At 67.1% G+C, this 24,288-nt stretch carries 22 protein-coding genes; 4 read left to right on the top strand and 18 right to left on the bottom strand.

The genetic code is table 11. The features are described from left to right. Window positions 1-7: 7 nt before the first annotated feature. The 12 genes from TEF_05845 to TEF_05790 all read right to left on the bottom strand — a co-directional run bounded on the left by TEF_05845 (window position 8) and on the right by TEF_05790 (window position 13,325). A complete protein-coding gene (locus tag TEF_05845; protein ANK80366.1) occupies window positions 8-1,177 on the bottom strand; it encodes a peptide ABC transporter permease in 1,170 nt (389 codons plus the stop codon). Next, on the bottom strand, window positions 1,174-2,199 hold the full coding sequence (locus TEF_05840) for an ABC transporter permease (protein ANK80365.1): 1,026 nt from the start codon (window positions 2,197-2,199) through the stop codon (window positions 1,174-1,176). The genes TEF_05845 and TEF_05840 overlap by 4 nt, the downstream gene beginning before the upstream one ends. A gap of 20 nt (window positions 2,200-2,219) precedes the next feature. Continuing rightward, a complete protein-coding gene (locus TEF_05835) occupies window positions 2,220-4,133 on the bottom strand; it encodes a peptide ABC transporter substrate-binding protein (GenBank protein ANK80364.1) in 1,914 nt (637 codons plus the stop codon). Next, window positions 4,130-6,028, bottom strand: coding sequence for an ABC transporter ATP-binding protein (locus TEF_05830; GenBank protein ANK80363.1), 1,899 nt, complete (start codon window positions 6,026-6,028; stop codon window positions 4,130-4,132). Before TEF_05830 ends, TEF_05835 begins: the two co-directional genes overlap by 4 nt. Next, complete coding sequence (locus tag TEF_05825; protein ANK80362.1) at window positions 6,029-6,541, bottom strand: hypothetical protein; 513 nt, start codon at window positions 6,539-6,541, stop codon at window positions 6,029-6,031. Next, window positions 6,538-7,659 (bottom strand): hypothetical protein, encoded by a 1,122-nt coding sequence (locus TEF_05820; GenBank protein ANK80361.1) that lies wholly within the window; start codon window positions 7,657-7,659, stop codon window positions 6,538-6,540. The genes TEF_05825 and TEF_05820 overlap by 4 nt, the downstream gene beginning before the upstream one ends. Next, window positions 7,656-8,231, bottom strand: a complete 576-nt coding sequence (locus TEF_05815) for a hypothetical protein (protein ANK80360.1) — start codon at window positions 8,229-8,231, stop codon at window positions 7,656-7,658. The genes TEF_05820 and TEF_05815 overlap by 4 nt, the downstream gene beginning before the upstream one ends. Then, entirely contained in the window at window positions 8,219-9,301 is a 1,083-nt protein-coding gene (locus tag TEF_05810; protein ID ANK80359.1) for a hypothetical protein, read from the bottom strand. The genes TEF_05815 and TEF_05810 overlap by 13 nt, the downstream gene beginning before the upstream one ends. Next, window positions 9,301-10,503 (bottom strand): colanic acid biosynthesis glycosyltransferase WcaL, encoded by a 1,203-nt coding sequence (locus tag TEF_05805; GenBank protein ANK80358.1) that lies wholly within the window; start codon window positions 10,501-10,503, stop codon window positions 9,301-9,303. Before TEF_05805 ends, TEF_05810 begins: the two co-directional genes overlap by 1 nt. Window positions 10,504-10,514: 11 nt before the next feature. Continuing rightward, window positions 10,515-11,297, bottom strand: a complete 783-nt coding sequence (locus TEF_05800; GenBank protein ID ANK80357.1) for a hypothetical protein — start codon at window positions 11,295-11,297, stop codon at window positions 10,515-10,517. Then, window positions 11,297-12,040: a hypothetical protein gene (locus TEF_05795; protein ANK80356.1), complete on the bottom strand. Its 744-nt coding sequence runs from the start codon at window positions 12,038-12,040 to the stop codon at window positions 11,297-11,299. The genes TEF_05800 and TEF_05795 overlap by 1 nt, the downstream gene beginning before the upstream one ends. A 67-nt stretch (window positions 12,041-12,107) precedes the next feature. Beyond that, window positions 12,108-13,325: a hypothetical protein gene (locus TEF_05790; protein ANK80355.1), complete on the bottom strand. Its 1,218-nt coding sequence runs from the start codon at window positions 13,323-13,325 to the stop codon at window positions 12,108-12,110. Between the two features lie 148 nt (window positions 13,326-13,473). Between TEF_05790 and TEF_05785 the strand changes: the two genes are divergently transcribed. Genes TEF_05785 through TEF_05770 form a run of 4 tightly spaced genes read left to right on the top strand, consistent with a single transcriptional unit; the run spans window position 13,474 to window position 17,716 of the window. Further along, a complete protein-coding gene (locus tag TEF_05785; GenBank protein ANK80354.1) occupies window positions 13,474-16,236 on the top strand; it encodes a hypothetical protein in 2,763 nt (920 codons plus the stop codon). A 28-nt stretch (window positions 16,237-16,264) separates the two neighbouring features. Further along, entirely contained in the window at window positions 16,265-16,741 is a 477-nt protein-coding gene (locus TEF_05780; protein ANK80353.1) for a cyclic nucleotide-binding protein, read from the top strand. 10 nt (window positions 16,742-16,751) lie between these two features. Next, window positions 16,752-17,243, top strand: coding sequence for a hypothetical protein (locus tag TEF_05775; GenBank protein ID ANK80352.1), 492 nt, complete (start codon window positions 16,752-16,754; stop codon window positions 17,241-17,243). A gap of 2 nt (window positions 17,244-17,245) precedes the next feature. Further along, the gene (locus TEF_05770) at window positions 17,246-17,716 is read left to right on the top strand and encodes a hypothetical protein (GenBank protein ANK80351.1); all 471 of its coding nucleotides are present in this window, start codon (window positions 17,246-17,248) and stop codon (window positions 17,714-17,716) included. 3 nt (window positions 17,717-17,719) lie between these two features. Here TEF_05770 and TEF_05765 read toward each other — a convergent pair whose 3' ends face one another. The 6 genes from TEF_05765 to TEF_05740 form a co-directional block, all read right to left on the bottom strand. After that, a complete protein-coding gene (locus tag TEF_05765; protein ID ANK83305.1) occupies window positions 17,720-18,925 on the bottom strand; it encodes an MFS transporter in 1,206 nt (401 codons plus the stop codon). Window positions 18,926-18,956: 31 nt separating this feature from the next. After that, window positions 18,957-19,487: a hypothetical protein gene (locus TEF_05760; protein ID ANK80350.1), complete on the bottom strand. Its 531-nt coding sequence runs from the start codon at window positions 19,485-19,487 to the stop codon at window positions 18,957-18,959. Window position 19,488: 1 nt separating this feature from the next. Beyond that, window positions 19,489-20,550 carry a hypothetical protein gene (locus tag TEF_05755; protein ID ANK80349.1) on the bottom strand — a complete coding sequence of 354 codons (1,062 nt, stop codon included), beginning with the start codon at window positions 20,548-20,550 and terminating at the stop codon, window positions 19,489-19,491. Window positions 20,551-20,677: 127 nt separating this feature from the next. Beyond that, window positions 20,678-22,129: a serine protease gene (locus TEF_05750; GenBank protein ANK80348.1), complete on the bottom strand. Its 1,452-nt coding sequence runs from the start codon at window positions 22,127-22,129 to the stop codon at window positions 20,678-20,680. Between the two features lie 301 nt (window positions 22,130-22,430). After that, window positions 22,431-22,877, bottom strand: a complete 447-nt coding sequence (locus tag TEF_05745; protein ANK80347.1) for a hypothetical protein — start codon at window positions 22,875-22,877, stop codon at window positions 22,431-22,433. A gap of 112 nt (window positions 22,878-22,989) precedes the next feature. After that, a complete protein-coding gene (locus TEF_05740) occupies window positions 22,990-24,102 on the bottom strand; it encodes a GTP cyclohydrolase II (GenBank protein ID ANK80346.1) in 1,113 nt (370 codons plus the stop codon). Between the last annotated feature and the right edge of the window lie 186 nt (window positions 24,103-24,288).

Raw genomic sequence — 24,288 nt, 5'->3', positions numbered from 1 at the left:
CTTGCCGCTACTTGTAGGGGTCGGCGGCGTCGCGCAGACCGTCGCCCATGAAGTTGAACGCCAGAACGATGATGATGACCGGCGCCATGGGCCAGAGCAGCCAGGGCGTCAGCACCACGGCGTTGAGGTTCTGCGCCTCGTTCAGCAGCACGCCCCAGGAGGTGATCGGCGGCCGCAGGCCGATGCCCAGGAAGGACAGCGCCGTCTCGCCCAGGATCATCGCCGGAATCGAGAGGGACGCCGAGGCGATCAGGTGGCTCATGAAGCTGGGCAGAAGGTGGCGGCCGATGACGCGGGTCGGACTGGCCCCCATGAGCTGGGCCGCCACGGTGAAGTCCTCCTCGCGGAGCGCCAGCAGCTTGGAACGGACCGCGCGGGCGAGCGATGGCCAGTCGAACAGCGCCAGGATCACCGTAATGCCGAAGAATATCAGCAAGGGCGACCAGTTGGCCGGCAGCGCCGCCGACAGCGCCATCCACAGCGGCAGTTCGGGGAAGGAGCGGATCATCTCGATGACGCGCTGGATGATATTGTCCACCCAGCCGCCGTAATAGCCGGAAATGCCGCCCATGACGATGCCGAGGATGAAGGACAGCGTGATGCCGAACAGACCGACGGTGAGCGATATCCGCGCGCCATGGACGATGCGGCTGAAGATGTCTCGCCCCAGCCGGTCGGTGCCGAGCAGGAAAAACGAGCCCCCTTCGGCCGGGCAGACGAAATGGAAGCTGCCGGGCACGAGGCCGAAATAATCGTAGCTGTCGCCCAGACAGAAGAAGCGCAGCGGCTGCACCTTTTCCGGACTGGGCGTGTAGATGCGCTGACGCATCACCTCGTCCTTCTCCAGGTCGTAGCCATAGACGAAGGGGCCGACAAGACTGCCGTCGTGGAACAGGTGGATCGTCTGCGGCGGCGCCAGGATGTGCCGGGCGTCGCGGGTGTTGAGGTCGTAGGGCGCGATGAATTCGCTCATCAGCACCGAGAGGTAGAACAGCGCCAGCACCGCGGCGGAGATCATCGCCAGCTTGTGGCGGCGGAACTTCCACCACATGAGCTGCCACTGGGAGGCGAGGTAGAATTTCTCCTGCTCCGGCGTCAGCGTCTCGCGCGACTGGGGATCGAAGGGCTGATCGTCGACCCAGTGGCGCAGCTTGTCTTCGGAGTCCGAAACGCTCATTTCGCCACGCCCCCGCCCAGCCGGATCCGGGGATCGAGCATCGCCAGAAGAAGGTCGGAGATCAGCATGCCGACCACGGTGAGGAATGCCAGGAACATCAGGATGGAGCCGGCCAGGTACTGATCCTGGCTCTGCAGCGATTGCAGCAGGATCGGGCCGAGCGTCGGCAGCTGCATCACCACGGCGACGATGGCCGAGCCGGAAACGACGGCGGGCAGCAGGTTGCCGATGTCGGCGATGAACGGGTTCAGCGCCATGCGCACGGGGTACTTGATCAGCAGCCGGCCGGGCGGCACGCCCTTGGCGCGTGCGGTCACGACATACTGCTTCTGCAATTCGTCCAGCAGGTTGGCGCGCAGCCGCCGGATCATTCCGGCGGTGCCTGCGGTGCCGATGACGATCACCGGCGCCACCAGATGCGCCAGCACGGAACCCGCCTTGCCGAGCGACCAGCCCTCGGAGAGATATTCGGGGTCCATCAGGCCGCCGATGGAGACGCCGAACCAGAGATTGCCGAAATACATGATGATCAGCGCCAGCAGGAAGTTCGGTGTCGCCAGACCGAGATAGCCGAGGAAGGTGAAGCCGTAGTCGCCGATCGAGTACTGCCTTGTCGCTGAATAGACGCCGATCGGGAACGAGACGATGTAGATGAACAGGATCGTGGTGAAGTTGAGCAGCATCGACAGGAACAGCCGGTCGCCGACCACATCGGCCACGGGCAGATCCTGTTCGAAGGCCCAGCCCCAGTTGCCCTGCAGAATGCCGTCGAATCCGTTGGGGCCCGGCCAGAGCCCGACCCACATGCCGTACTGGACGATGGCCGGCTCATCCAGGCCGTATTGCTGGCGCAGGAATTCGACCCTCTCCAGCGCCGCGGCTTCGCCCTGGGCCTGCAGTTCCTTGACCAGGTTCGACAGGTAGTCGCCTTCCGGGAGCTGAATGATCACGAAGGTCACGATCGAGATCACGACCAGTGTCGGGATCATGATCAGCAGGCGATGGATGATGTAGGTGAACATCGTCTGGTCTCGTTCCGTCTTCAGCGGGTGGCGGTGCGAAGGGATTCGGGCTCGTACCAGAACGTGTCCGGGTTGTAGATGCCGAAATAGGCGCCCGGGTCCCAGTGGTAGACACCCTTCTTCGGCACGTTGCGCAGGCCGCGGCGCACCACGACCGGCTGCGGTACGGAGGTGACGACGCCGATGGAGTAGACCTGTTCGGCGTTGATCTCCAGCATCTCGTGCCAGATGCGGCGTTTCTCGGCGGTGTCGGTCGACAGCTTCCAGTCCTTGTAGAGATCCAGAAGCTTCGACGGCAGTTCCATGTCCGGCGCCGAGCCCATGGTGCCGCCCGATTCGTGATGCAGCCCCCATTTCGGCCACTGCAGGCCGAGCTGGCTGGTCGGCGCCAGTTCCTCGGGGCTCATCTCCGGCGTGGCCAGGCCCGCCTGGATGCCGTTCCAGACCGAAATCATCGCCAGGCCCGCGGAAACGCGGTTGCGGAAGGTGTCGCGCTGCGAGGGCTTGATGAACAGCTTCACGCCGACTTCGCGCCAGGTCTCGCCGATCAGTTCCAGGATGTCGATCTGCTGCGGATCCTCGCCCGAGGTCTCGACGATCACTTCCAGCTTGCGCCCGTCGGGCAGCAGGCGGATGCCGCCGCTCCGTTCCGTCAGGCCGAGTTCGTCGAGCAGTGCGCTTGCGCGCTCGGGGTCGTATTCCGCCCAGCGTTTGGCGTAACTCTTTTCATAAAGGCGGCTGCGCGGCAGCACGGTGTTGTTCTGTTCCCGCGCATCGCCGAAATAGATCACCTCGTTGACCAGCTGACGGTCGATGGCGAGGGAGAGGGCGCGGCGGAACCGGACGTCCCGGAGCAGCTCCCGGTAGTATGGATCCTCGTAGTTGAGGTTGGGGAACAGCGCCATTTCCGCGCCCATCGCCGTTTCCCAGGCGTAGACGTCGTAATTGCCGCGGTCCTCGGCCTCCTTCAGGAAGGTCCAGTCCACCAGCCGGATCCCCAGCGCCTGCAGATCGGTCTGACCGGAGCCGGCCTGGGCCGGAATCAGCGCCGGCGAGGCGACGGTCAGGATCATGCGGTCCAGATAGGGAAGCTGCCGGCCGTTCTCGTCGACCTTGTGGAAGTAGGGATTGCGCACCCCCTCGAAGCGGCCCGTCGACTTGTCCTCGGTGCGGTTCTTCCAGGGCTGCAGCGTCGGTTGTTCGATGTTGTCGAAGCGGTACATCCGGTCGCGGCGGTTGTGCAGGGAGGCCCAGTTGGGCCGCTGCGCCGCCTCCACCTTGCGCGCCAGCTCTTCGGGGTCGGCGTGGTTGACGTGGAACTGCTTCAGGTAGTGGGCCGGCCGGTAGATGAACAGCGGCGAGGCGCCGGCGAGGCGCGGCAGGAACTGCGGGTTCGGCGCCGGCCAAGTGTACCGGACGGTATACTTGTCGGGGAACTCCACCACCGGGGAATGCCCCTCGACCTGCAGATAGGCCGGAACGCCGCCGGGATTGAGTTCCTCGTTGAGGACCAGATCCTCCCAGAAATAGCGGAAATCATCCGACGTCAGCGGATGACCGTCGGACCACTTGTGTCCGCGGCGCAGGTGGAAGGTGAAGATGCGGCCTTCCTCGACCGTGAAATCCTTCGCGATGTCGGCGACGAAATCGTAGTTCTGATCATAGCCGACCAGCCGGGCATAGCTGTAGACCACCATGTGGCGCAGATAGCGGTCGCGCGGGATCAGGATGTTGAGATCGCCGCCATGCAGGCCGGCGGACCTGTTCTCGCCATAGCTGACCACCAGCGGCTCGTCCGGCAGCCGCTCGTTGACCGGCGGCAGTTCGCGGTTCTCGACCTGCTGCTCGAACCACGGGGTCTCGATGTAGCTTTCGGCCGCCGCGCCGGTGACCGCGCAGAGCCCGACGGACAAGGCTGCGAGCCATCGGATCATGCCGCGATCTCCCTGATGTCGGCGGTGCGCGCGGCGCGGACCCAGTGTCCGCCGCCGATGTCGATCAGCTCGAGTTCGGTGGTGCCGTCGACGGTGAAGGGCCGCGGCCACTCGGAGGGGATCGAGGCCTTGCCCTCCATGAGCGCCGTCAGATCGAGCCGTTCGTCGGGATCGGGCTTCGGCACCGCGTTGAGCAGCGCGCGCGTGTACGGGTGGATGGGGTTGTTGAACAGGGTCTGGCGTTCGGCCGTCTCCACCAGCCGCCCCTGGCACATCACGGCGATCCGGTCGGCCATGTAGTCGATGACGGCGAGGTTGTGGGAGATGAACAGGTAGGTCAGCCCCAGCTCTTCCTTCAGATCCTTCAGCAGGTTGAGCACCTGCGCCTGGATCGAGACGTCGAGGGCGGAGACGGGCTCGTCGCAGATCAGCAGTTCGGGCTGCAGCGCGAGCGCGCGGGCGATGCCGATGCGCTGGCGCTGACCGCCGGAAAAGCTGTGCGGGTAGCGGCGCAGGAAGCGCTCGTCCAGGCCGACCAGATTCATCAGTTCGCGCACCCGCTCGACCCGCTCCTCCTTGGCGCAGACCTTGTGGATCACCAGGGGCTCGGAAATGATGTCCAGGACCGTCATGCGCGGATTGAGCGAGCTGAACGGGTCCTGGAACATGAACTGGACCTTCCGGCGGTAGTCGAAGAGCCCCTTCCCCTTCAGGCTCAGCACGTCGACCATGTTGCCGCGGTCGTTGAAGGTGACCTCGCCGCTGTCGGGGCTGAGCGCGCGCATCAACACCTTCGAGGTCGTGGTCTTGCCGCAGCCCGACTCGCCGACCAGGCCCAGGCACTCGCCGCGCTTGATGTGGAAGCTGACATCCTCGACGGCCAGCACGCGGGCGGCCTCCTTGGAGGTCAGAACGCCGCTCTTCTTGATGGCGAAACTCTTGGAAAGTCCCTTGACCTGCAGCATCGGCTTGTCGGAATCGGCCTGGTCCGTGGGCCAGTGCGCCTTCTTCTCCATCAGCTTGCTGCCGACCTTGGTCTTGATCTCCCGGATCGGAACGAGGCGCTCGCCAGGCTCCATGTCGAAGCGCGGCACGGCGCGGAGCAGCGCCTTCAGATAGGGGTGCTCCGGCGCGTCGAAGATGTCGTGCAGCGTCCCCCGCTCCATCACCCGGCCGTGGTACATGACGACGATCTCGTCGGCCATGTTGGCGACCACGCCCAGATCGTGGGTGATCATCAGGATCGCCATCTTCAGTTCGGACTGAAGATCGTTCATCAGCTTCAGGATCTGCGCCTGGATGGTCACGTCCAGCGCGGTCGTCGGCTCGTCGGCGATCAGCAGCGCCGGGCGGCAGACCAGCGCCATGGCGATCACCGCGCGCTGGCGCAGGCCGCCGGACAGTTCGAAGGGATAGGTCCGCATCGCCTTGGCCGGATCGGGAAAGCCGACCAGGCCCAGCATTTCCTCGGACACCTCGCGGGCGTACTTCTCGCCCCTCTCATTGTGCAGGCGCAGCGCCTCCGACACCTGGTCGCCGACGGTGTGCAGCGGCGACAGGCTGGTCATCGGCTCCTGGAACACGATCGAGACCTTGGAGCCGCGCAGCCGCCGCATCTGGGCGCCGTCGCGTTTCAACTTGGTGATGTCGACGAAGCTGCCGGGCTTTTCGGGATCGAACAGCAGGATCTCGCCCTGATCGATGCGCGCGGCCCTGGGCAGGATGCCCATGATCGCCTGGGAAATGACCGTCTTGCCCGAGCCCGATTCGCCGACCAGCGCGACCGTCTTGCCCTGGGGCACCCGGAAGGAAACGCCGTCGACCGCCCTGATCACGCCTTCGGATACATGGAACTCGACCTTCAGGTCGCGCACGCGCAGCACGTTCGTGCTCATTCAGAACGGTCCCCCAGCCGGTTCGGGAAGGTCCAAGCCCATGGCGCCCGCATTCTGCCGTGTCATGGCGTCAAAACCGATTCCGCGCCCCGCGGCGGCGGAAAAGGCCGCTTCGGCCAACTGGTCGAAGTCCTGCAACGCCGAATCCACGCGTATCGCTGAGCCGCCCCCCTTGATGTTCAATTGCATCCACCCCGACGTTCTATCGCGCCAGGTTGAATAAAATCTCAACGTCACCTCGTCCAACTCGTCCCATCGCACCGACCTCGCCAGCGGACCGCGCTGACGGACCGCCTCCGCATCGACGATCGTGACGCTGAACTGCCGCGCCACCGTCCTGACCGCAAACCCAGCAAAAAGAAGGCCAAGTGCACCGAGCAGCCAGACCATGACAGAAGAAAGTGGGACAAACAATGCCGGACCGGCAAAGACTGTGAGGCCGATCACCGCCCTGAGATAGTCTCCGCGAAGCGCCCGTGGCGGATAGCGGTATTCCCCTGCCCCCGGGGTCATTGGCGCGCCAGAAGGGTCTCGGCGGCGCGCGCCAGCCCGTCCAGATCGACGGCGCCCGCGAAGACCGGCGCCGGGCCCGACAGCGCCGCCCAGACGGCGGCGGCGAGCGCCGGCGCAGCCAGGCCCGATTCACGCACCACGCGCAGCCCGAAGGGCGCCAGCGCCGCCGCCCGGCGCAGCTGTTCGGTCTCGCCCTCGCCTTCGAACGGTACGACCACGGCCCGGGTTCCGCACTGCATCAGGTCCACGGCCGTGTTGTAGCCCAGTTGGGACACCGAAAGCACCGCCCCGCGCAGACGGGCGCGGAAATCCGGCGCCACCGCCTCGAAGACCGAACCCGGTGCGGCCACGGCCCGCCATTCCTTCAACCGCGCGGATGGGGTTCCTGCGCCATGCCGGAACCGCCAGCGCTGTGGAACCTCGCCGCGCAGCAGCGCCGAGGCCCCGACCGCAGCCCCGAATAGCCGCTCCCCGGACGCGCCGCCGCCGGCCGAGACCAGGATATCGCCCTCCCCGGCCGGCGCCGGCAAGGGTTCAGCCAGATATCCGGTGTGCACGATTCGCCCCCGGAAAGCCTCGATCCCGGCGACGCTGTCGACGATCGGCGTCAGGCGCGCGTCGCCATGGACCAGCAGCAGGTCGAAAGACTGCTGCAGCCAGTCCAGCGCTTCGGCTTCGCGATGCGGCCGGCGGTTGACGATGTCCCGGACCGAGCAGGCGATGGTACGGCAGCGTCCCCGCGCCCGCTCCAGCAGCGCCAGCAGTTCGAAGCGGAGCTGGCGGCGGCCGAGCGGAAAGAGTTCGATCACCAGAATGTCGGGCCGGCGTTCCTCGAAGATCGCCAGCAGTTCGTCGCGGCGGCGGTCGAGAAAATCGTCGTCGACGTCCCGCCCCTCCCCATCGATCAGGCCGGAGAACCGCTGGTCCTTCGCCCGGACCGGCGGCAACTGGCGGAAGTCGACGTCGGACGGCAGCCCGATCTGGGGCGCGGGCGGACCGCCGGAAACCAGGGTGACGGCCGCGCCGCGCTCGGCCAGGGCGCCGGCCAGCATGGCCATGCGCTTCAGATGGCCGACGCCCAGCAGGTGCTGGACATGGATCATGACCCGGTCCGTCATCGCCGGAGCGGCAGGTTGATGGTGACGGGCCGCAGCCCGCCGGCCGCGAAATCGAGGACCTGTCCCGCCGACCAGTCGATCTTCTCCGGCGGATCGGCGGTCATGTCCCAGCCCCAGGCGCGGGCCAGCGCCGCCCGCATGACGCCCTTGTGGGTGACGAGGACGGCGCGGTCCGCGTCCAGTTCCGCGAGGAACCCGAGCAGCCGTTCGCCGACCTCGCGCGGGGTCTCACCGCCTGGGGGGCGCATGTCCAGCCCCTTCGCCTCGAGCGCCGACAGCCCTTCCGGATCCTCGGCCCGCAGCTCGGCGTGGGTGCGGCCCTCCCAGGCGCCGAAATCCATTTCCGTCAGCCGCGGTTCGACGGCAGCGCCTGTGAGATCCAGCAATTCGGCAGTCTGGCGGGCGCGGCGCAGCGGGCTGACAAAGGCCGGGGCGCCGGCGAAATCGGCCGGCACGGCGCGGCCGCATTGCTCCAGACGGCCTTCTGCGGAAAGCGGCACGTCCGTCCGGCCCTGGATGCGCAGCGCAGCGTTCCAGTCCGTGCGCCCGTGGCGGATCATCAGGATGCGCATATCCGGCCCAGAATGCTGTTGAGCCGCGCCGCAGCGGCGGCGAAGCCGTGGCGTGCGCCGGCATGGCCCCAGCTGCGCTGGCGCAGACGGCTGTATAGCGCACGCTGGGTCATGACCTGCGCCAGGATGCGGCCGAAGGCGACGGGGTCGCGGGGCGGCGTCAGCAGACCGTTGACGCCATGGCGGACGACCTCGGAGACGCCGCCCTCGTTGCCGGCGATTACCGGCAGGCCCCGCGCCGAGGCTTCGATCAGGGCCATGCCATAGGCCTCGTTGACGGCCGGCCAGACCAGCAGATCGTGCTGGCGGTAGACCTGCGCCAGACGTCCCGAGGCGAGCGCGCCGACGAAATCCACCCGGCCCCGATAGGGCGCGAAGGCCTGGCGCACATGCCGCGCCGCGGCGCCATCACCGACCACGGTCAGCCGCCAGGGCAGATGGCGTACGCCTGCCAGGGAACGGGCCAGCAGCCGATAGGAGTGAAGCTTGTCGCCCGGGCGCATCATGCCGACGGCCAACAGCCGCCGTGGCAGACGTCCCGTCCCCCGCCGCGGTCCGGCGCGCAGGGGCGCGAAAGGCGTCAGGTCGAACAGCTTCTCCGGCGCGACGAGGCCTTCCAGTCCGGCCCGGTCGCGCGCAGTCAGACAGAGCACGCCGTCGGCGCGCGCGATGGCGTCCAGCGCGGCCCGCGCGAAATCCGCGTGCGGCCCAATCAGACGCCGTGCCGAATGGCTCGCCTCGGCCACGACATAGGGAATCGACAGGTGCTCGCAGATTGTCGGGCCGATCAGGTCGGGCGCCTTGTAGTAGACGTGATAGGTGAACCAGAGGTCCGGCGGATCCTCCAGCAGGCGCGCGGCCAGCATCGCCGCCTCCTGCCGGGCCTGGGAGACGATGCGGCCCTGCGCCGCCGCATTGCCCGCCGCCTCACGGGAACGCAGCCGGCTGGCCAGGAAGACCTCGTGGCCGGCCGCCCGCAGCGCGGCGATCATCTGCCGCGCCATCGCCCGGTCCCCCGAAGGACGCGGATGGTCGGGCGGCTTCAGCGGCGCGTAGAAGGCAATACGCATCACGCCGCCGCCAGTCCGAAACGCTGCGCCAGCCGGCCGATGCAGCGGTCCAGGTCGAAATCGCGACGCACGATCTCCTCGCCCCGGCGGCCCATGCGCTCCGCCCGTCCCGGGTCGGCGAGCAATTCCTCGATCGCGGCGGCAAGGCCCGCAACATCGCCTTCTGCGGCGAGACGCCCGTTCTCCCCGTCACGGATCAGTTCCGGAATGGCGGAGACGGCGGTTGCGACCACCGGCAGTTGCTGGCTCTGCGCCTCCACGATCACATTGGGCAGCCCATCCCGGTCGCCGTCCTCGGTGACGCGGCTGGCGAGCGCGAACAGGCTCGCTTCCCGGCAGGCGGCCAGCACGGCCGACTGTGGCTGCGGGCCGCGCCATTCGACGCGGTCGGCGAGGCCGAGTTCGGCGGCCCTGGCCTTCAGCTTTCCGATCTCGCCGCCGCCACCGATATGGACGAAGCGGAAGGGCGCCCGGACCCGCGCCAGGGCTTCGAGCAGATCGCCATAGCCCTTCTTCGGCACCGCCCGGCCGACCGAGAGGATCACCGGGGGCGCCGCTTTCGCCGGGGCGGACGGCGGCGGAAAGCGATCCAGGTCGAGGCCGTGATAGACCAGTTCCACCCGGCCCGCGGGCGCCAGCGCGGCGAGGTGGTCCGCGTTCACCGCCGTGCAGGTCACGGCCCAGGCGCAGTCCGCCAGCTTCTCGCGCTTCTCCCATTCGGGGCTGGTCCAGATATCCTTGGCGTGGGCGGAGACCGACCAGGGCAGACCCCGCAGCAGTGCGGCGTATCGCGCGACCGACGCCGGCGTGTGCAGGAAATGCGCGTGCAGCCAGGCGACGTCCGGCGGCAGTTCGGCGGCCATGACGAAGGCCTGGCCCAGCCGGCGTACACGGTTGGTCGTCGGGTCGCGCGCGAAATCGCGCTCCCACAGCTTCAGCACCTGACCGTAGGCCGGCAGGCCGCGGCAGGCGGCGATGGCGCGCCTGACCCGTTCCGGCTCATCCCTGAGATACTCGGGCAGATAGGCGACCGGCGCCTTGATCTCATCGTGGACCGGATGGACCGCCTGGTCGGTCGGATGGCGCAGCGACCAGATATCGATGGCGAGGCCGCGCCGCTCCAGCGCCCGGATCTCCTGCGCGATGAAGGTCTCCGACAGCCGCGGATAGCCTTTCAGGATGAACGCCGTGCGCCCCGCCATCGCGCGCCGGCTCAGCCGGCCTTGACGGCGATCCGCGCCGCCGTGTCGATGCGGTGCAGGAAGGGCCGCCCGCCATGCTCATCGAAATACCGGTCCGTCGCCTGCCGCGCGCCCTCATAGGCGCCATAGTCGTCGATGATCAGGAAGCCTCCCGGCGTCAGCCTGGGATAGAGATGGACCAGTTCGTGATAGGTCGACTGGTACCAGTCGGTGTCCAGCCTGAGCAGCGCAATCTCCGCCGGCGCGCGGTCGGGGATCGTGTCCTCCACCTTGCCCTCGACATAGTCGATCATCTCCGCCGGGTAGCCGGTCGCGGCCATGTTGCGCCGCACTTCCTCCAGCGGCGCGTAGGCCCATTCGTTGTGATCGGCCTTCTGCTGCATCTCCCAGCGCGCGATCGTGTCGGAGCCGTCGCGCTGGCGGACGTCGATGGGGTCCGGCTTCGTCATGCCGGCGAAGGTGTCGTAGAGGCGGATGCGGCGGTCGGTGACGCCCAGATGCTTCAGGGTGAGCGCGATCGTCATGGCGCTGCCGCCCTTCCAGACGCCGCATTCCACGAACTCGCCCTTGATACCGAGGCCGACGATGTGACGCGTGGCGTTGAACAGGGCGTAGACGCAGTCCGGCGTGGTCATCGTGTAATCGCCGACCCGGGCGAAGATCTCGGCGAACTCCGGCTCGACGTCGCGCGGCAGCTTGATCTGGCGGTTGCGCAGTGCGTGCTGGGGAAGCTTGCGGAAGGTGAAGTCGTAGCCGAACTTCAGCGCAAGCTTTTTCAGCGGTTTCGCGGACATCAGGCGGCGGTGGCGGGGTTGCGCCCCAGGCGAGCCGCCCGGGCCTTGCGGTAGGGCTCGGGCAAGCGAAGCTCGGTGTCCCGATGGCGGAAATGGAACCCGAGGCTGATGCGCGGCTCGTCGGTGGTGTTGTGGAAGGAGCCGTGCACCGTGTAGGTGTGCGCCAGCACCGCATCGCCGGGCTCCAGGATCATCGGCACCGGCTCGCGGAAGGCGCTCATGTCGCATTCCAGGTTCTCCAGACCGAACTCGTCGGTCGCCACCCAGTGGTACATCCGGCCCAGCCTGTGGGTACCCGGTACGAACCAGATGCAGCCATTGTCCTCGTTCGTCGCCGTCATGGGCACGAACAGGCAGCAGACCCGCGAATCCGAAAGCCCCCAGTAGACCCCGTCCTGATGCCAGTGCTTGGTACGCACCTCGTTCGGCAGCTTGGTGAAGGCGAAGCTCTGCAGCAGTTCGGACGGACCGTTGAAGCGCTCGATCGTGCCCTGGACGATGTCCGAGCGCATGGCGTTCCCGATCGCCGCGGACTTGAGATGGATATCCTTCTGCGAGCGGTGGTTCTGGCTCACCAACCGCTCGACATCGGCCCGGATCGCCGCCAGCGTTTCGTGAGGGACGTGGCCGCGCAGGATGACATAGCCGTCACGGTTGATCGCGCCCGCCGTCGCCGCGTCCAGCCCCGGACCGGGTTCGGCGGGCACGAAGGCCTGAGGTTCGATGAAATCGTCGATTGCCATGGCGGCTATCTAATCGTTTTGGGGCGCGCGGGAAACCATCTTGCCGGATCCGGAACGTCGCGCCCGGTTACCCCACCGCCCGCTCGGCCCGGCTGAGACGCGGCTTGGCGCGAACCAGCCAGGGCTCGGCCAGTCGGTTGACGTTGGTCAGCCCCTCCAGCAGACCCGGCACCACCACTTCCGAGGGACGCTTCTGGCGCGGCATCCGCCTGAGCGCGGCCGCCATGGCCGCGGCATCGCGCTCTCCGTCGTCGGCAATCATCTGCACCAGATCGAGTTCGGCGGCGCGCTCGGCGCGGATCGTCTGCTCCAGCCGGGGCACGCGGCGCGGCACGATGATGGCGCGCTTGTCCAGCGAGAGTATCTCGCAGAAGGTGTTGTAGCCACCCATGGCCACCACGCCGGCGGCGCTGGCCATCAGGTTCTCGAAATGCGGATCGAAGGTGATTGCCTCGACGCGTTCCAGCCGGGCGGCGCGCTCGTGGAAGCTGGCCTGCAGTTCCGGCGGCATGAACGGCCCCAGGGCCAGCAGCGCCGGATAGGGCAGCAGCGGGTCGCTTTCATAGGCTTTCAGCACCCAGTCGATCAGCCCCTCGCCGTCGCCGCCGCCGCCTGTGGTCACCAGCAGGAACGGGCGCTGCGTGATCTCCGGCAGGGAGACGGACGCGGCCGTCCCGGGCCGGCGCGGCAGATAGCCGGTATAGACCATCTTGGACTGCACCTTCGGCGTCAGTTCCATCCCTTCGAGCGGATTGCAGATCTGGGGCAGGCCGTAGACCCAGATATCGTCGTAGAGATCCTCCAGCGCGGGCATGACGTTCTTGCGCTGCCATTCGGGCGCCAGCAGCTTGGGCTCGTCCATGACGTCCCGCAGGCCCAGCACCAGACGCGTGCCTCGGCTCTTCAGCATCTCCAGCGTCGCCTTGACCTCACCGCGCAGGCCCAGCGGCTCCTTGTCGACGATGAAGATGTCGGGATCGAAGCTGGCCGCGGTGTGGCGGATGATCGAGGCGCGCAGGTCGAGCGTGTCCTCGATGTCCATGTGAAGGTTCAGCGAGGTGTACTCGCCGTTGCGCAGCTTGATGACGCCCGGCACACGCACGAAGTCGACGCGCGCGCGAAAGTCGAAACTGCCGATGATCGGCGAGCCGGAGAGAATAAGAACCGACAGGTTCTTGTGGTTCTCGACCAGCGAATGCGCGATCGTCCGGCATCTGCGCAGATGACCCAGCCCGAAAGTGTCGTGACTGTAAATCAGCACGCGCGATCCACGGCTAGTAGCCATGCGAATCCCCGATACGCCCCAGATTTTCGCCGGACTATGCCAGATCGTTGCAAGAACCGTAAATGATCAAATTGTCGGCTGTCACAGATTGTGGGTGCCTGTCCGGTCAACTAATGTTGCGTGGCGCGCACGGCCTGGAGGGGTACGGATGCGGGCCACTCAGCCCGCATCAGAGGGGAAGCGGATGGAACGGAACGTCTTCAGCTTCATTCTGAAGTACAGCTACAAGCAGCAGATCGTGCTTGTGGCGCTGGCTGTGATCAACATGCCGCTGACCCTGCTGGGCTATACCCTTGTCGAAAACATCGTCAACGAGGGCATCCAGGGTTTCCGCAAGGTCGAGCGCGAGGTGACCGACGCCGCCGGCGAGGTCGCCACCAAGACCGAAAAGGTGCCGATCGATTTCCCCGAGGCCGTCTTCGGCATTGGCCCCGAGTTCGATCAGGTCACCTTCCTGTTCATCCTTGTCGGCGTCTTCCTGGCCAACATCCTGCTGCTGCAGGGCATCAAGTACGCGTTGAACGTCTATCGCGGCGTCACCGCCGAGCGCATGCTGCGCCGCCTGCGCTACAGCCTGTTCAACCGCATTCTCCGCTTTCCCCGCCGCACCTTCCGGAAGGTGAGCCAGGGCGAACTGATCTCCATGATCACCGCCGAGGTCGAGCCGCTCGGCGGCTTTGTCGGCGAGTGCTTCTCCCTGCCGGTGATGCAGGGCGGCATCATGCTGATGTCGCTGGGCTACATGCTGATCGCGGACTGGAAGCTGGCGCTGGCGGCCGTGGCGCTCTACCCGCTGCAGTTCTACATCATCCCGAAACTGCAGAAGCGCGTGAACATGATGGGCAAGGAACGGGTGCGCCGCGTCCGCAAGCTGTCCGAGAAGATCGGCGAGAGCGTCACCGGCGTCACCGAGATCCACGCCAACGACACCTCCAACCTGGAACTGGCCAACTTCTCCCACCACCTGCACGGCATCTACACGGTGCGCCTCCAGATCTACATCTGGAAGTTCGTCATCAAGTTCGTGAACAACTTCATCCAGCAGCTCGGCCCGGTGATGTTCTATTCCATCGGCGGCTATCTGGTGATCATCGGCGACCTGGACCTGGGCACGCTGTTCGCCGCGATCAGCGCGCACAAGGAGATCGGCGCACCGTGGAAGGAGCTGCTGGGCTACTACCAGCGCCAGGCGGACGCCCGCATCAAGTACGATCAGGTGGTCGAACAGTTCCAGCCGGCCGGCCTGATGGCCGACGAGCGGCTGATGGACGAGCCGGAGACGGTGCCGCACCTGCGGGGCGACATGAAGCTGTCCGGCGTTACCCTGACCGACGAGCAGAACAACAACCTGATCGACGGTCTTTCGGCGACGACGGCGCTGACGAAGCGGGTCGCGCTGGTCGGCGGCGGCGGTTCCGGGCGCGAGGAACTGTTGCAGCTGCTCGCCCGCCTGGAGGATCCCGACCGCGGGACCATCGCCTATGGCGAGCACGACCTGTCGACCCTGCCCGAAGCCGTCACCGGCCGGCGCATATCCTTCGTCGACGGCGCGCCGGTGATCTTCAACATGAAGCTCGGCGACAACCTGTTCTACGGCCTGCGCCACCGGCCGCGGTCGGAAGACGCCTATGAGGGCGAGGAAAGGACCGAGCACGAGCGCTATCTCCGCGAGGCGCGGGCGTCGGGCAACCTCGACTTCGACCCTGCCGCCGACTGGACCGACTACGACGCCGCCGGCGCCAGCGACCTCGCGAGCCTGCGGGCCGAGGGCATCGAATCGCTGAAGGTCGTCGGACTCGACGAGGACATCTACCAGTTCGGCCTGCGCGGGCGCATCGATCCCGACAAGCAGCCCGATGTCGCCGGGGGTATCCTGAAGGCCCGGGCGGCGCTGAAGGACCGGATGTCGGACCCGGAGGTCGCGGCGCTGATCGAACGCTACGATCCCGAAACCTACAACACCAACGCCACGGTGGCTGAGAACCTGCTGTTCGGCACCCCGGTCGGCGACACCTTCGACGTCGAGAACCTGGCCGAGCACGAATACATCCGCGAGGTGCTGCGCAAGGTCGACATGGAACGCGAGATGATCGCCATGGGCTATCAGGCTGCGGCGACCATGGTGGAACTGTTCTCCGACCTGCCGCCGGACCACGAACTGTTCCAGCAGTTCAGCTTCATCTCGGCCGATGACCTGCCCGAGTACCAGGCCCTGCTGGCCCAGTACAGCAAGGAGCAGATCGACGACATGCGGGAGGAGGAGAAGCTCCGCCTGATGTCCCTGCCCTTCAAGCTGATCCCGGCGCGGCATCGTCTCGGCATCATCTCCGAACCGGTGCGCGAGCGTATCCTGCAGGCGCGCAAGGCCTTCGCCGAGAACCTGCCCGACGATCTGGCGGGTTCGGTCGATTTCTTCCATCCGGAGGAATACAATGCCGCCGCGAACATCCTGGACAACATCCTGTTCGGGAAGATCGCCTACGGCCAGGCCCAGGCGCAGGAACGGGTCGGCGCGCTGATCCGTCAGCTGATGGCGGAACTTGAAATCGTCGACACGGTCGCCGAGGTCGGGCTTGAGTACGACGCCGGTATCGGCGGCTCGCGGCTTTCGGCGTCCCAGCGGCAGAGGCTGGCCCTGGCCCGCGCGGTCGTGAAGCGTCCGGACGTGATGATCCTGTCGGAGGCGACGGCGTCGCTCGACAGCAGCAGCCAGGCGCGCATCCTGGACGGACTGCTGCGGCGCTTCGAGAGCGGTGGCCTGATCTGGGGCGTGCACCGCGCCGCGATGGCCGAACGGTTCGACCACGTGATCGTCGTCAAGGGCGGCAAGGTCGTGGAGAGCGGATCGTTCGAGGAACTGAGCAAGGACGGCACCGCGCTGCGCGAGATGATCGACAACGAGGCCGCCTGAGTACCGGCGTTCGGGGAGGACCGACCCTATGAGCCTGAATGAAGAAGTCGAACTGCTCAGGCAGATTCCGATGTTCCAGAAAGTGGAGCAGTCGAAGCTGAAGCTGCTCGCCTTCACCTCGGAGCGCCTGGTGTTCCAGCCGGGTCAGGTGGTCTGCGAGCAGGGCGAACCCGGCGACAGCATGTACGTGATCGTCGACGGCGACGCCGACGTGATCGTCAACCTGCCCGCCGGACCGCTCACCGTGGCGCAGCTGCACAAGAACAGCTTCTTCGGCGAGATCGCGATCCTGTGCGATATCCCCCGCACGGCGACCGTCAAGGCGACCACCACGCTGACGACGCTGCGCATCACCACGGACCTGTTCTACCGCCTGGTCGCCGAGTTCCCGCAGATGACGATCGAGATCATGCGTGAGATCGCGGCGCGTCTGGACCGCACCACGCGGGACCTCCAGTTGACGCAGAAGGAACTCGCCGAAGTCCGCGAACAGCAGGGCGGCTGATTCCCGCCCGATGTCCCGCCTCGATTCCTTCATCCAGCGGCTGCAGGCGCAGCGCGCCTGTCTCGACGCCGCCGCCGCCATGATCGCGGACCTGCCGGGGCCGGCACTGGAACTCGGCCTGGGCAATGGCCGGACCTACGATCACCTCCGGGCCCTGCTGCCCGGGCGCCGCATCTTCGTCTTCGAACGCGAGGTCAGGGCCCAGCCGGACTGCGTGCCGCCGGCGGCGGATCTGTTTCTGGGCGACTTCACCGAGCAACTGCCCGGCGCCATGGCGCGCATCGGCGAGCCCGCGGCCCTGGTCCATGCCGATATCGGCACCGGCGACAAGGCGGCCAGCCTGGCGCTGGCCCGTTCCATCGCTGGCGCGGTCGTCGATCTGATGCGTCCGGGCGCCGTGCTGCTCTCCGACCAGCCCTTCGGGGATTCCCGCCTTCGTTCCGTGCCCCTGCCCGACGGGGTGGCTGCCGGCCGCTATCACCTGTCCATCGCAACGGAGTGACCATGACCGACGTCCAGGACCGCGCCCGGCGCGTATTGGAGATTCTCGAACGCCGTCCGCTCGCGCCGGCGACGGAACTGCTGGGTTTCAGACCGATCGATGTCGACCCCGATCGCGGCTATGCCCGCATCGCCTATACGGCGAAGCCGGATTTCTGCAATCCGCTGGGCGTCATCCAGGGCGGCTTCCTGACCGCCATGGTTGATGAGGCCATGGCCATCGCCTGTGTGGCGATGGCGGATTTCGCCGTCTTCGTACCGACGCTGGAACTGAAGGTGAGCTTCCTCAACGCCGGCTATCCCGGGCCGATGGAGGCCGAGGGCCAGGTGCTGCGCCTGGGCAAGTCGGTCGCCTTCCTGGAGGGTTCGCTGTTCGACGGCGACGGCAAGCTGCTGATACGCGCCTCGGCCACCGCGCGGGTCACCCGGCGCGACAGGATCGACGCCGCGAGGAAGGCCGGCCGCGGCGGTTGAACCTCAGGCGGCGGCGGCCGGCCGGACGACCGGCCGCTCGTCGATCGGCCAGTGCACCAGGCCAGCGAGAATGCCCAGCGCGATGCTCATCCACCAGACGATGTCGTAGGACCCGGTGGCGTCGAACAGCATGCCGCCCAGATAGGCCCCGCCGAAGGAGCCGATCTGGTGGCTGAAGAAGACGACGCCGGCCAGCATGCCCATGTACTGGGGACCGAAGATCTGGCCCACCAGTCCCGTGGTGAGCGGCACCGTGGACAGCCACAGCACGCCGATCATGGCCGAGAAGACCAGCACAACCTCGACGGTGGTCGGCATCAGGACCAGGAACAGGATCGCCACCGCCCGCGCGAAGTAGAGGAAACTGAGCAGGTACTTCTTGGAATAGCGGTCGCCCAGTGCGCCGGCGGCCAGGGTGCCGCCGATGTTGAAGGCCCCGACCGTCGCCAGGGCGACGCCGCCCACCCAGGGCTCCAGCCCCGAATCCGCGACATAGGCCGGCAGATGCAGGCCGATGAAGGCGACGTGGAAACCGCAGACGAAGAAACCGCCGATCAGCAGCCAGTAGCCGCGATGCCCGCCGGCTTCGCGGATGGCCTCGCCGAAGCTCTGGCTGGGCCCGGCGGTGTAGGCGGGGGGCCGGCCGGCCAGCGGCAGGGCCAGCGGAATGATCAGCGCAACCGCCGCCGCCATCATGACGAGGGTGAAGACGTAGCCGTAGCTGCCGATGAACAGCGGCGCGAGCGGCGAGATGGCCAACTGCCCGGCGGAGCCGCCCATGGTGACGATCGACATCGCCAGCGTCCGGCGATGGACCGGCGTATGCCGCGCAACGGTCGCCATGCCGATGCTCATCGAGGCCAGACCCTGGGCCAGGCCGATCAGGACGCCGCCGGTCAGGTGCATCAGCAGCGGCGTCGTCGCTTCCGCCATCAACAGCAGGCCGACGACGTAGAGCAGGCCGCCCAGCGACAGAACCCGGCCGGAGCCGTAGCGGTCGGCGAGGCCGCCGGCGAAGGGCTGGGTCATTCCCCAGACAATGTTCTGGATGGCGAAGGTGAGCCCGAAGATCTCCCTGCCCCAGTCCATCTGGCTGGAGATCGGCTCCATGAAAAGGCCGAAGGTTGACCGCATGCCCATGCCCAGGAACACGATCAGCGCCGCCGCCAGGATCATCAGCCAGAGTGGCCGCGCCGTTGCCCCCGTCATATGCATTCCCCCTCGCTCGCGAACTGGCCGGTTATCTGTCGCGCGGCGACGGAATGTCCAGCATCAGGCAGGTCGTGGTGGCATGCGCCAACAGCCGGCCTTCGCCGTCGGTGATGCGGCCCTCCGCCGTCGCCGTCGTGCGGCCGACATGGATGGTCTGCCCCGTGGCGCGCACGGGACTGCCGTCATGGGCCATCACGCGGATATAGTTCACCTTCAGCTCCAGCGTCGTGAAGGTACGGCCCGCCGGCAGGGCCGACTGGATGGCCATGCCGGTGCACGAATCCAGCAACGTCGCAGCATAGCCGCCGTGGACGATACCGTTGGGGTTCAGATGCCGTTCGCTTGGACGGGCCTCGAAGACAGCCTTGCCGAAATCCGCTTCCACCAGGGTGAAATCCAGGGTCTGCCCGATGGTGGCGATGTCACGTCCGCCGTCCATCATGGCGCGGATCGCCTCCAGTCCGCTCAACCCGGCGAAATTCGGCCGCTCGTTCATGGCGTTTCGTTCCCTCACTGCTTTACGGGAACGGAAACTGGCGCGGACGGAGGGAAAGTCCAGATCACGCGGAGCGGCGTCCTGTCCAGCCCATGCGCAGGGCGTAGACAGCAGCCGTCCAGACCAGCACAGCCATGGCCTGGTGCAGCGCCCCCAGCCAGACCGGCACCACCATCAGCAGGGTGGCGATGCCCAGGACAATCTGGATCAGAACGAGGTGCAGCGCCGCCGTCGCCGCGGAACGCGCAGGCCGCCCGATGCGGCGGCCGGCGAAAAACAGCCAGACCGCAGCGGCGGCGATCAGATAGCCGACGGTCCGGTGCAGGAACTGGATCGTCGTGACGTCCTCGAACGCCGCCAGCCACCAGGGCGAGGTGTCGAACATGTACGGCGGGATCAGGTCGCCATCCATGGTCGGCCAGGTGCTGTAGGCGAATCCCGCATTGGTGCCGGCGACGAAAGCGCCGATGACGATCTGCACAGCCACCAGAACGCCGAGAACCGTCGCCGCCGTCCTGAAGCCCGCCGTGACGGCCGGCGGCGCGGCACCCCGACTGCGCAGCGTCCACGCGGTCCAGATCAGCAGGGCGTAGATCGCGAAGGCCAGGAACAGGTGCGCCGCCAGCCGGTACTGGCTGACGTCCGGATTGTCGATCAGGCCGCTCTGGACCATGTACCAGCCGAGCGCACCTTGGGAGCCGCCCGCCAGAAGCAGGAAGACGAACCATGGCGCCTGTGAGCGGCGGATCCGTCCCGTCGCCAGGAAGAACACCAGAGGCGCGAAGAAGGCGAGGCCGATGATACGGCCAAGCAGCCTGTGGGCGAACTCCCAAGCGTAGATTGTCTTGAAATCCGCCAGGCTCATCCCCGCATTGACCTTCTGGTATTCTGGGAAGGCCTTGTACTTCTCGAACTCCGCCTGCCAGGCCGCCTCGCTCAAGGGCGGCAGCCACCCGGTGACGGGCCGCCACTCGACCATGGAAAGGCCCGACTCGGTCAGCCGGGTGATTCCGCCGACGACGATCATGACGAAGACGAGGGCCGCCACGGCATAGAGCCAGAGGACGACCGCGCGCTGGTCACGGCCCGCGCGCACCCCGGCTCCGGAATCGATGATTGTGCTCATGGGAGGGAATTAAGCCCCGGGACGCGCCCGCTTCGATGCGCCGATTGCCGCATCCGCCCGGAAACGCAAAACCCCCGGCGGCATCGACCGCCGGGGGTTCCGGAAGATCACCGGCCGGAAAGCCGGCTCAGGACTGGTTCAGGCGCACCGCGATGAACAGCCGGTCCTCGCCCCGCTGCACCAGCAGCAGGACGGAGCGGTTCTCGTTCTTCGCCGCCGCGTCGACCTCGGCGGCAACCTCCTTGGGGTTGGTCACCTCTTCCTGATTCACCTCGATGATGACGTCGCCCGGGCGCAGGCCCTTCTCGGCCGCCGACGAATCGGGATTCACCTCGGTGACCACCGCGCCGGTCTCGCGCTCGATGCCGAACTCCTGGGCCAGGGCCTCGGTGATCGGGCTGAGCGTCAGGCCGAGCGAACCGACGGTGCTGCTGGTCTCCTCCTGCGGCTCCGACGGCTCGGTCATGGATAGCTGCTTTTCGGCCTGCTCGAGCTCACCGAGCTCGACCTGGAAGGTCTGCAGTTCACCCTTGCGCCAGACCTCCACCGGCACGGTCTTGCCGACGGCGGTTTCGGCGACGATGCGCGGCAGCGCACGCATCTCATCGATCTCCTGGCCGTTGAACTGGACGATGACGTCGCCCGACTTGATGCCGGCCGCGCCGGCCGGGCTGTCGTCGGTGACGCCGGCGACCAGGGCGCCGCGCGGCTGCTTCATGCCCAGGCCTTCAGCCAGTTCCTCGGTGACGGTCTGGATGCGGACGCCCAGCCAGCCGCGCTTGGTGCGGCCGAACTTCAGCAGTTGCTCGACCACCGGCTTGGCGAGGTTCGCCGGCACGGCGAAGCCGATGCCGATGGAGCCGCCGGTCTGCGAGAAGATCGCGGTGTTGATGCCGATGACCCTGCCGTCGGTGTCGAACAGCGGTCCGCCGGAATTGCCCTTGTTGATCGAGGCGTCGGTCTGGATGAAGTCGTCATAGGGTCCGGAGCGTATGTCACGGCCGCGCGCGGAAACGATGCCGGCGGTGACCGTGCCGCCCAGGCCCAGGGGATTGCCGATGGCCACGACCCAGTCGCCTTCCTCGGCCGTATCCGAATCGCCCCAGGTCACTGTCGTCAGGTTCATGCCATCGCGCGGCTGCACGCGCAGCAGCGCCACATCGGTCTTCGGGTCGGTGCCCACCAGCTCCGCGTCCAGGCTCTCACCGTCATGGAAGAAGACGCGGATCTCGTCGGCGCCGTCGATCACGTGATTGTTGGTGACGATCAGACCTTCCTTGTCGATCACGAAACCCGAACCGACAGAGGTCAGCGGCCGACGGTTGGGTCCCTGCTGCTGGCGGCGGTCGAAAAAGTCCTTGAAGAACTCCTCGAAGGGCGAGCCCTCCGGCACCTGCGGCATCTCGAAACCCTCGTGCGGGCCCGTCTTGCCGGCCTGCTGGGTCACCTGGATATTGACCACGGCCGGCTTCAGCCGCTTGACCAGCGGCGCGAAGCTCTCCGGCGTCGACTTGGCGAAGCTCGCGGTTGCCGCCATCATCATGGACAGCAGGACCAGCAGGGCCACGCCGTAGCTCATCAACCGGCCGGGCTCCGGACGAGCCGCAACAGCGGTCCCGCGCCCGACGGGTCGATCGATGCGATTGGTTGTCACTGTGTATTGCTCCTAGCCGGGTATCTGGGGAAACAGGCTTCAACGCATTTATGAGTGGCCCACACGCGCTTCAAGCCTGCGCTTGCCCCCGTTTGCTTTCCAATTGTGGCGTCAGCTTGACCCAATTGGACAATGATATGGCGTGTTGACCCGCACCGCCAATCGCTTCTCGCCAACGTGATCGGGCCGGACGTGCATTCACGCGTCCAGAAGGCGCTCTGAGCGGTCAGGCGGGGATGTCGATCTCGTAGGCGCTGACGCCGCCCCCGCCGCCCTGCGCGCCATAGGCGCTGGCCGCGCTGCGGTGCTCGGCCAGGGCGCGGCCGTCGGCCGGTGCGGCCTGCCCGTCCAGCAAGGCGAAGACATGGCCACCGAGATCGTCGCCGCTGACCGCTTCCAACCCGACATCGGCTGCCGAGGCGGCCATGCCGATCGGGCCGCCGAAGAGCAGCCCCCCGGCAATACGCGCGGGAGCGCTGATCTCGTCGCCGGTGAAGTGGCGGTAAATCGCGCCGATCACCGGCAGATGCTGCAACGGATTGACGACGTCCAGAATATCCCAGAACCCGAGCTCGCTTTCGCCGGCCGCGCCTCCGGCCTGCGCCGCCGGCTCAGGCGATACCGGCGGCGGCTCGCCCCGCATCGGGAACATGTTCATGGGATAGATGACCATGACCGTCCGTAAGCAAGGCGCAGGCCAGCGGAAGGACCGCGGAATTCCGCCGCCGTGGGTATCGCGGCATTCGGTCGCCCGGCAGAAATTTCACCCCCCGGCGGGCCGGCACCTAAAGAAAGTGCCCGGTGCGGCTCTTCTTCGTCGCCAGGTAGTCGGCGTTGTGGGGATTGGCGGGAAAGCTGTGTGGCACGCGCTCGACCACCTCGATGCCCTCGGCGGCCAGACCCGCGACCTTTTCCGGATTGTTGGTCATCAGCCGCACGGCGGAGAAGCCGAGCCGCTTCAGCATCTCGGCCGCGGGCGCAAAGAGGCGTTCGTCGGTCTCGAAACCGACCCTGAGATTGGCGTCGACGGTGTCGAAACCCTGGTCCTGAAGCGCGTAGGCGCGCAGCTTGTTGATCAGGCCGATGCCGCGCCCTTCCTGCGCCATGTACAGCAGGACGCCGCCGCCTTCCGCCGCGATCGCCGCCAGCGCGCCGCGAAGCTGCTCGCCGCAATCGCACTTCATGGAGCCCAGCAGATCGCCCGTGAAACATTCGGAATGCACCCGGGTCAGCACCGGCCGGTCGCGCGGCGGGTCGCCAACGACGATGGCGAGATGCTCCAGGCCGCCGTCCGCGGGCCGGAACGCGGTCAGCCGGGTGTTCTCCGCGTCCCACAGCGGCACCCGGGCCGCTGCCACCCGCTTCAGCTCCGCCGCCGAATCAGCCTCCCGCGCCATGATCGCCCCGGCCGCAACCGTCATCAGTCCATGGCTGTCCGGATCCGCACCGGCGGCGAGCGGGGCGACGATGGCCGCAGGCAGCAGGCGCGCGATCTTGCAGAGCTGCACCGCGGCGACAGCGTATGCGGGCGGCGCGTCCTTCACTTGCCGAAACGGGCCGCGCAGTCCGCCGCTCAGATCGTGTTCCGGATCGGCGATCTCGGCGGCGAGGTCGCGGTTCAGCCGCTCGTCCAGGGGAACGAGTTGCACCGGATGGCCCGACGGCAGGATGTGCAGCACGTTGGCCCGGCGCGCCGTCAGCGCCAGCTGCGCCGGACCGCCGGCGAACATCGTCATCTCCCGGAAATCGGCTGCGCTTGCCGTCTCCACGGAAACGGCGACGCCGGCCGAAGCCTTGTCGCCGATGCAGACCGGGAGACCCCGGCGCAGATCGGCGGCGGCGCGGTCGACCTCGCGCACGGCGCGAAGGCGCTCTTCGGTTGGCGGGACGGGGGTAATCGCGTTCTCCTCCGGTTCGGTGCGGGAAGCTATACTCCGTCGTCGCGGCTTCTTGAAGGCTCGGCGCGCGCAATCCGGCCCGGCGCCGCAAGGCGCGCCACATTTCGATCACTTGCCTTCACACGTTGATGTGACCTGAAATCGAAAATGTGACGTATTGGTGATGGCCCGGCGTTGTGGCGATGA

Source organism: Rhizobiales bacterium NRL2 (genome assembly GCA_001664005.1).
Classification (GTDB): domain Bacteria; phylum Pseudomonadota; class Alphaproteobacteria; order Minwuiales; family Minwuiaceae; genus Minwuia.
This window is presented reverse-complemented; position numbering and strand designations above follow the sequence as displayed.

What these genes read in the sequence shown, in the direction of transcription:
- TEF_05835 (ANK80364.1), bottom strand. Translation starts at nt 4,133, where the DNA reads ATGATCCGATGGCTCGCAGCCTTGTCCGTCGGGCTCTGCGCGGTCACC.
- TEF_05780 (ANK80353.1), top strand. Translation starts at nt 16,265, where the DNA reads ATGAGCCTGAATGAAGAAGTCGAACTGCTCAGGCAGATTCCGATGTTC.
- TEF_05790 (ANK80355.1), bottom strand. Translation starts at nt 13,325, where the DNA reads ATGGCTACTAGCCGTGGATCGCGCGTGCTGATTTACAGTCACGACACT.
- TEF_05785 (ANK80354.1), top strand. Translation starts at nt 13,474, where the DNA reads ATGCGGGCCACTCAGCCCGCATCAGAGGGGAAGCGGATGGAACGGAAC.
- TEF_05810 (ANK80359.1), bottom strand. Translation starts at nt 9,301, where the DNA reads ATGCGTATTGCCTTCTACGCGCCGCTGAAGCCGCCCGACCATCCGCGT.
- TEF_05765 (ANK83305.1), bottom strand. Translation starts at nt 18,925, where the DNA reads ATGACGGGGGCAACGGCGCGGCCACTCTGGCTGATGATCCTGGCGGCG.
- TEF_05825 (ANK80362.1), bottom strand. Translation starts at nt 6,541, where the DNA reads ATGACCCCGGGGGCAGGGGAATACCGCTATCCGCCACGGGCGCTTCGC.
- TEF_05770 (ANK80351.1), top strand. Translation starts at nt 17,246, where the DNA reads ATGACCGACGTCCAGGACCGCGCCCGGCGCGTATTGGAGATTCTCGAA.
- TEF_05795 (ANK80356.1), bottom strand. Translation starts at nt 12,040, where the DNA reads ATGGCAATCGACGATTTCATCGAACCTCAGGCCTTCGTGCCCGCCGAA.
- TEF_05755 (ANK80349.1), bottom strand. Translation starts at nt 20,550, where the DNA reads ATGAGCACAATCATCGATTCCGGAGCCGGGGTGCGCGCGGGCCGTGAC.
- TEF_05815 (ANK80360.1), bottom strand. Translation starts at nt 8,231, where the DNA reads ATGCGCATCCTGATGATCCGCCACGGGCGCACGGACTGGAACGCTGCG.
- TEF_05800 (ANK80357.1), bottom strand. Translation starts at nt 11,297, where the DNA reads ATGTCCGCGAAACCGCTGAAAAAGCTTGCGCTGAAGTTCGGCTACGAC.
- TEF_05830 (ANK80363.1), bottom strand. Translation starts at nt 6,028, where the DNA reads ATGAGCACGAACGTGCTGCGCGTGCGCGACCTGAAGGTCGAGTTCCAT.
- TEF_05805 (ANK80358.1), bottom strand. Translation starts at nt 10,503, where the DNA reads ATGGCGGGGCGCACGGCGTTCATCCTGAAAGGCTATCCGCGGCTGTCG.
- TEF_05840 (ANK80365.1), bottom strand. Translation starts at nt 2,199, where the DNA reads ATGTTCACCTACATCATCCATCGCCTGCTGATCATGATCCCGACACTG.
- TEF_05745 (ANK80347.1), bottom strand. Translation starts at nt 22,877, where the DNA reads ATGGTCATCTATCCCATGAACATGTTCCCGATGCGGGGCGAGCCGCCG.
- TEF_05775 (ANK80352.1), top strand. Translation starts at nt 16,752, where the DNA reads ATGTCCCGCCTCGATTCCTTCATCCAGCGGCTGCAGGCGCAGCGCGCC.
- TEF_05845 (ANK80366.1), bottom strand. Translation starts at nt 1,177, where the DNA reads ATGAGCGTTTCGGACTCCGAAGACAAGCTGCGCCACTGGGTCGACGAT.
- TEF_05820 (ANK80361.1), bottom strand. Translation starts at nt 7,659, where the DNA reads ATGACGGACCGGGTCATGATCCATGTCCAGCACCTGCTGGGCGTCGGC.
- TEF_05750 (ANK80348.1), bottom strand. Translation starts at nt 22,129, where the DNA reads ATGAGCTACGGCGTGGCCCTGCTGGTCCTGCTGTCCATGATGATGGCG.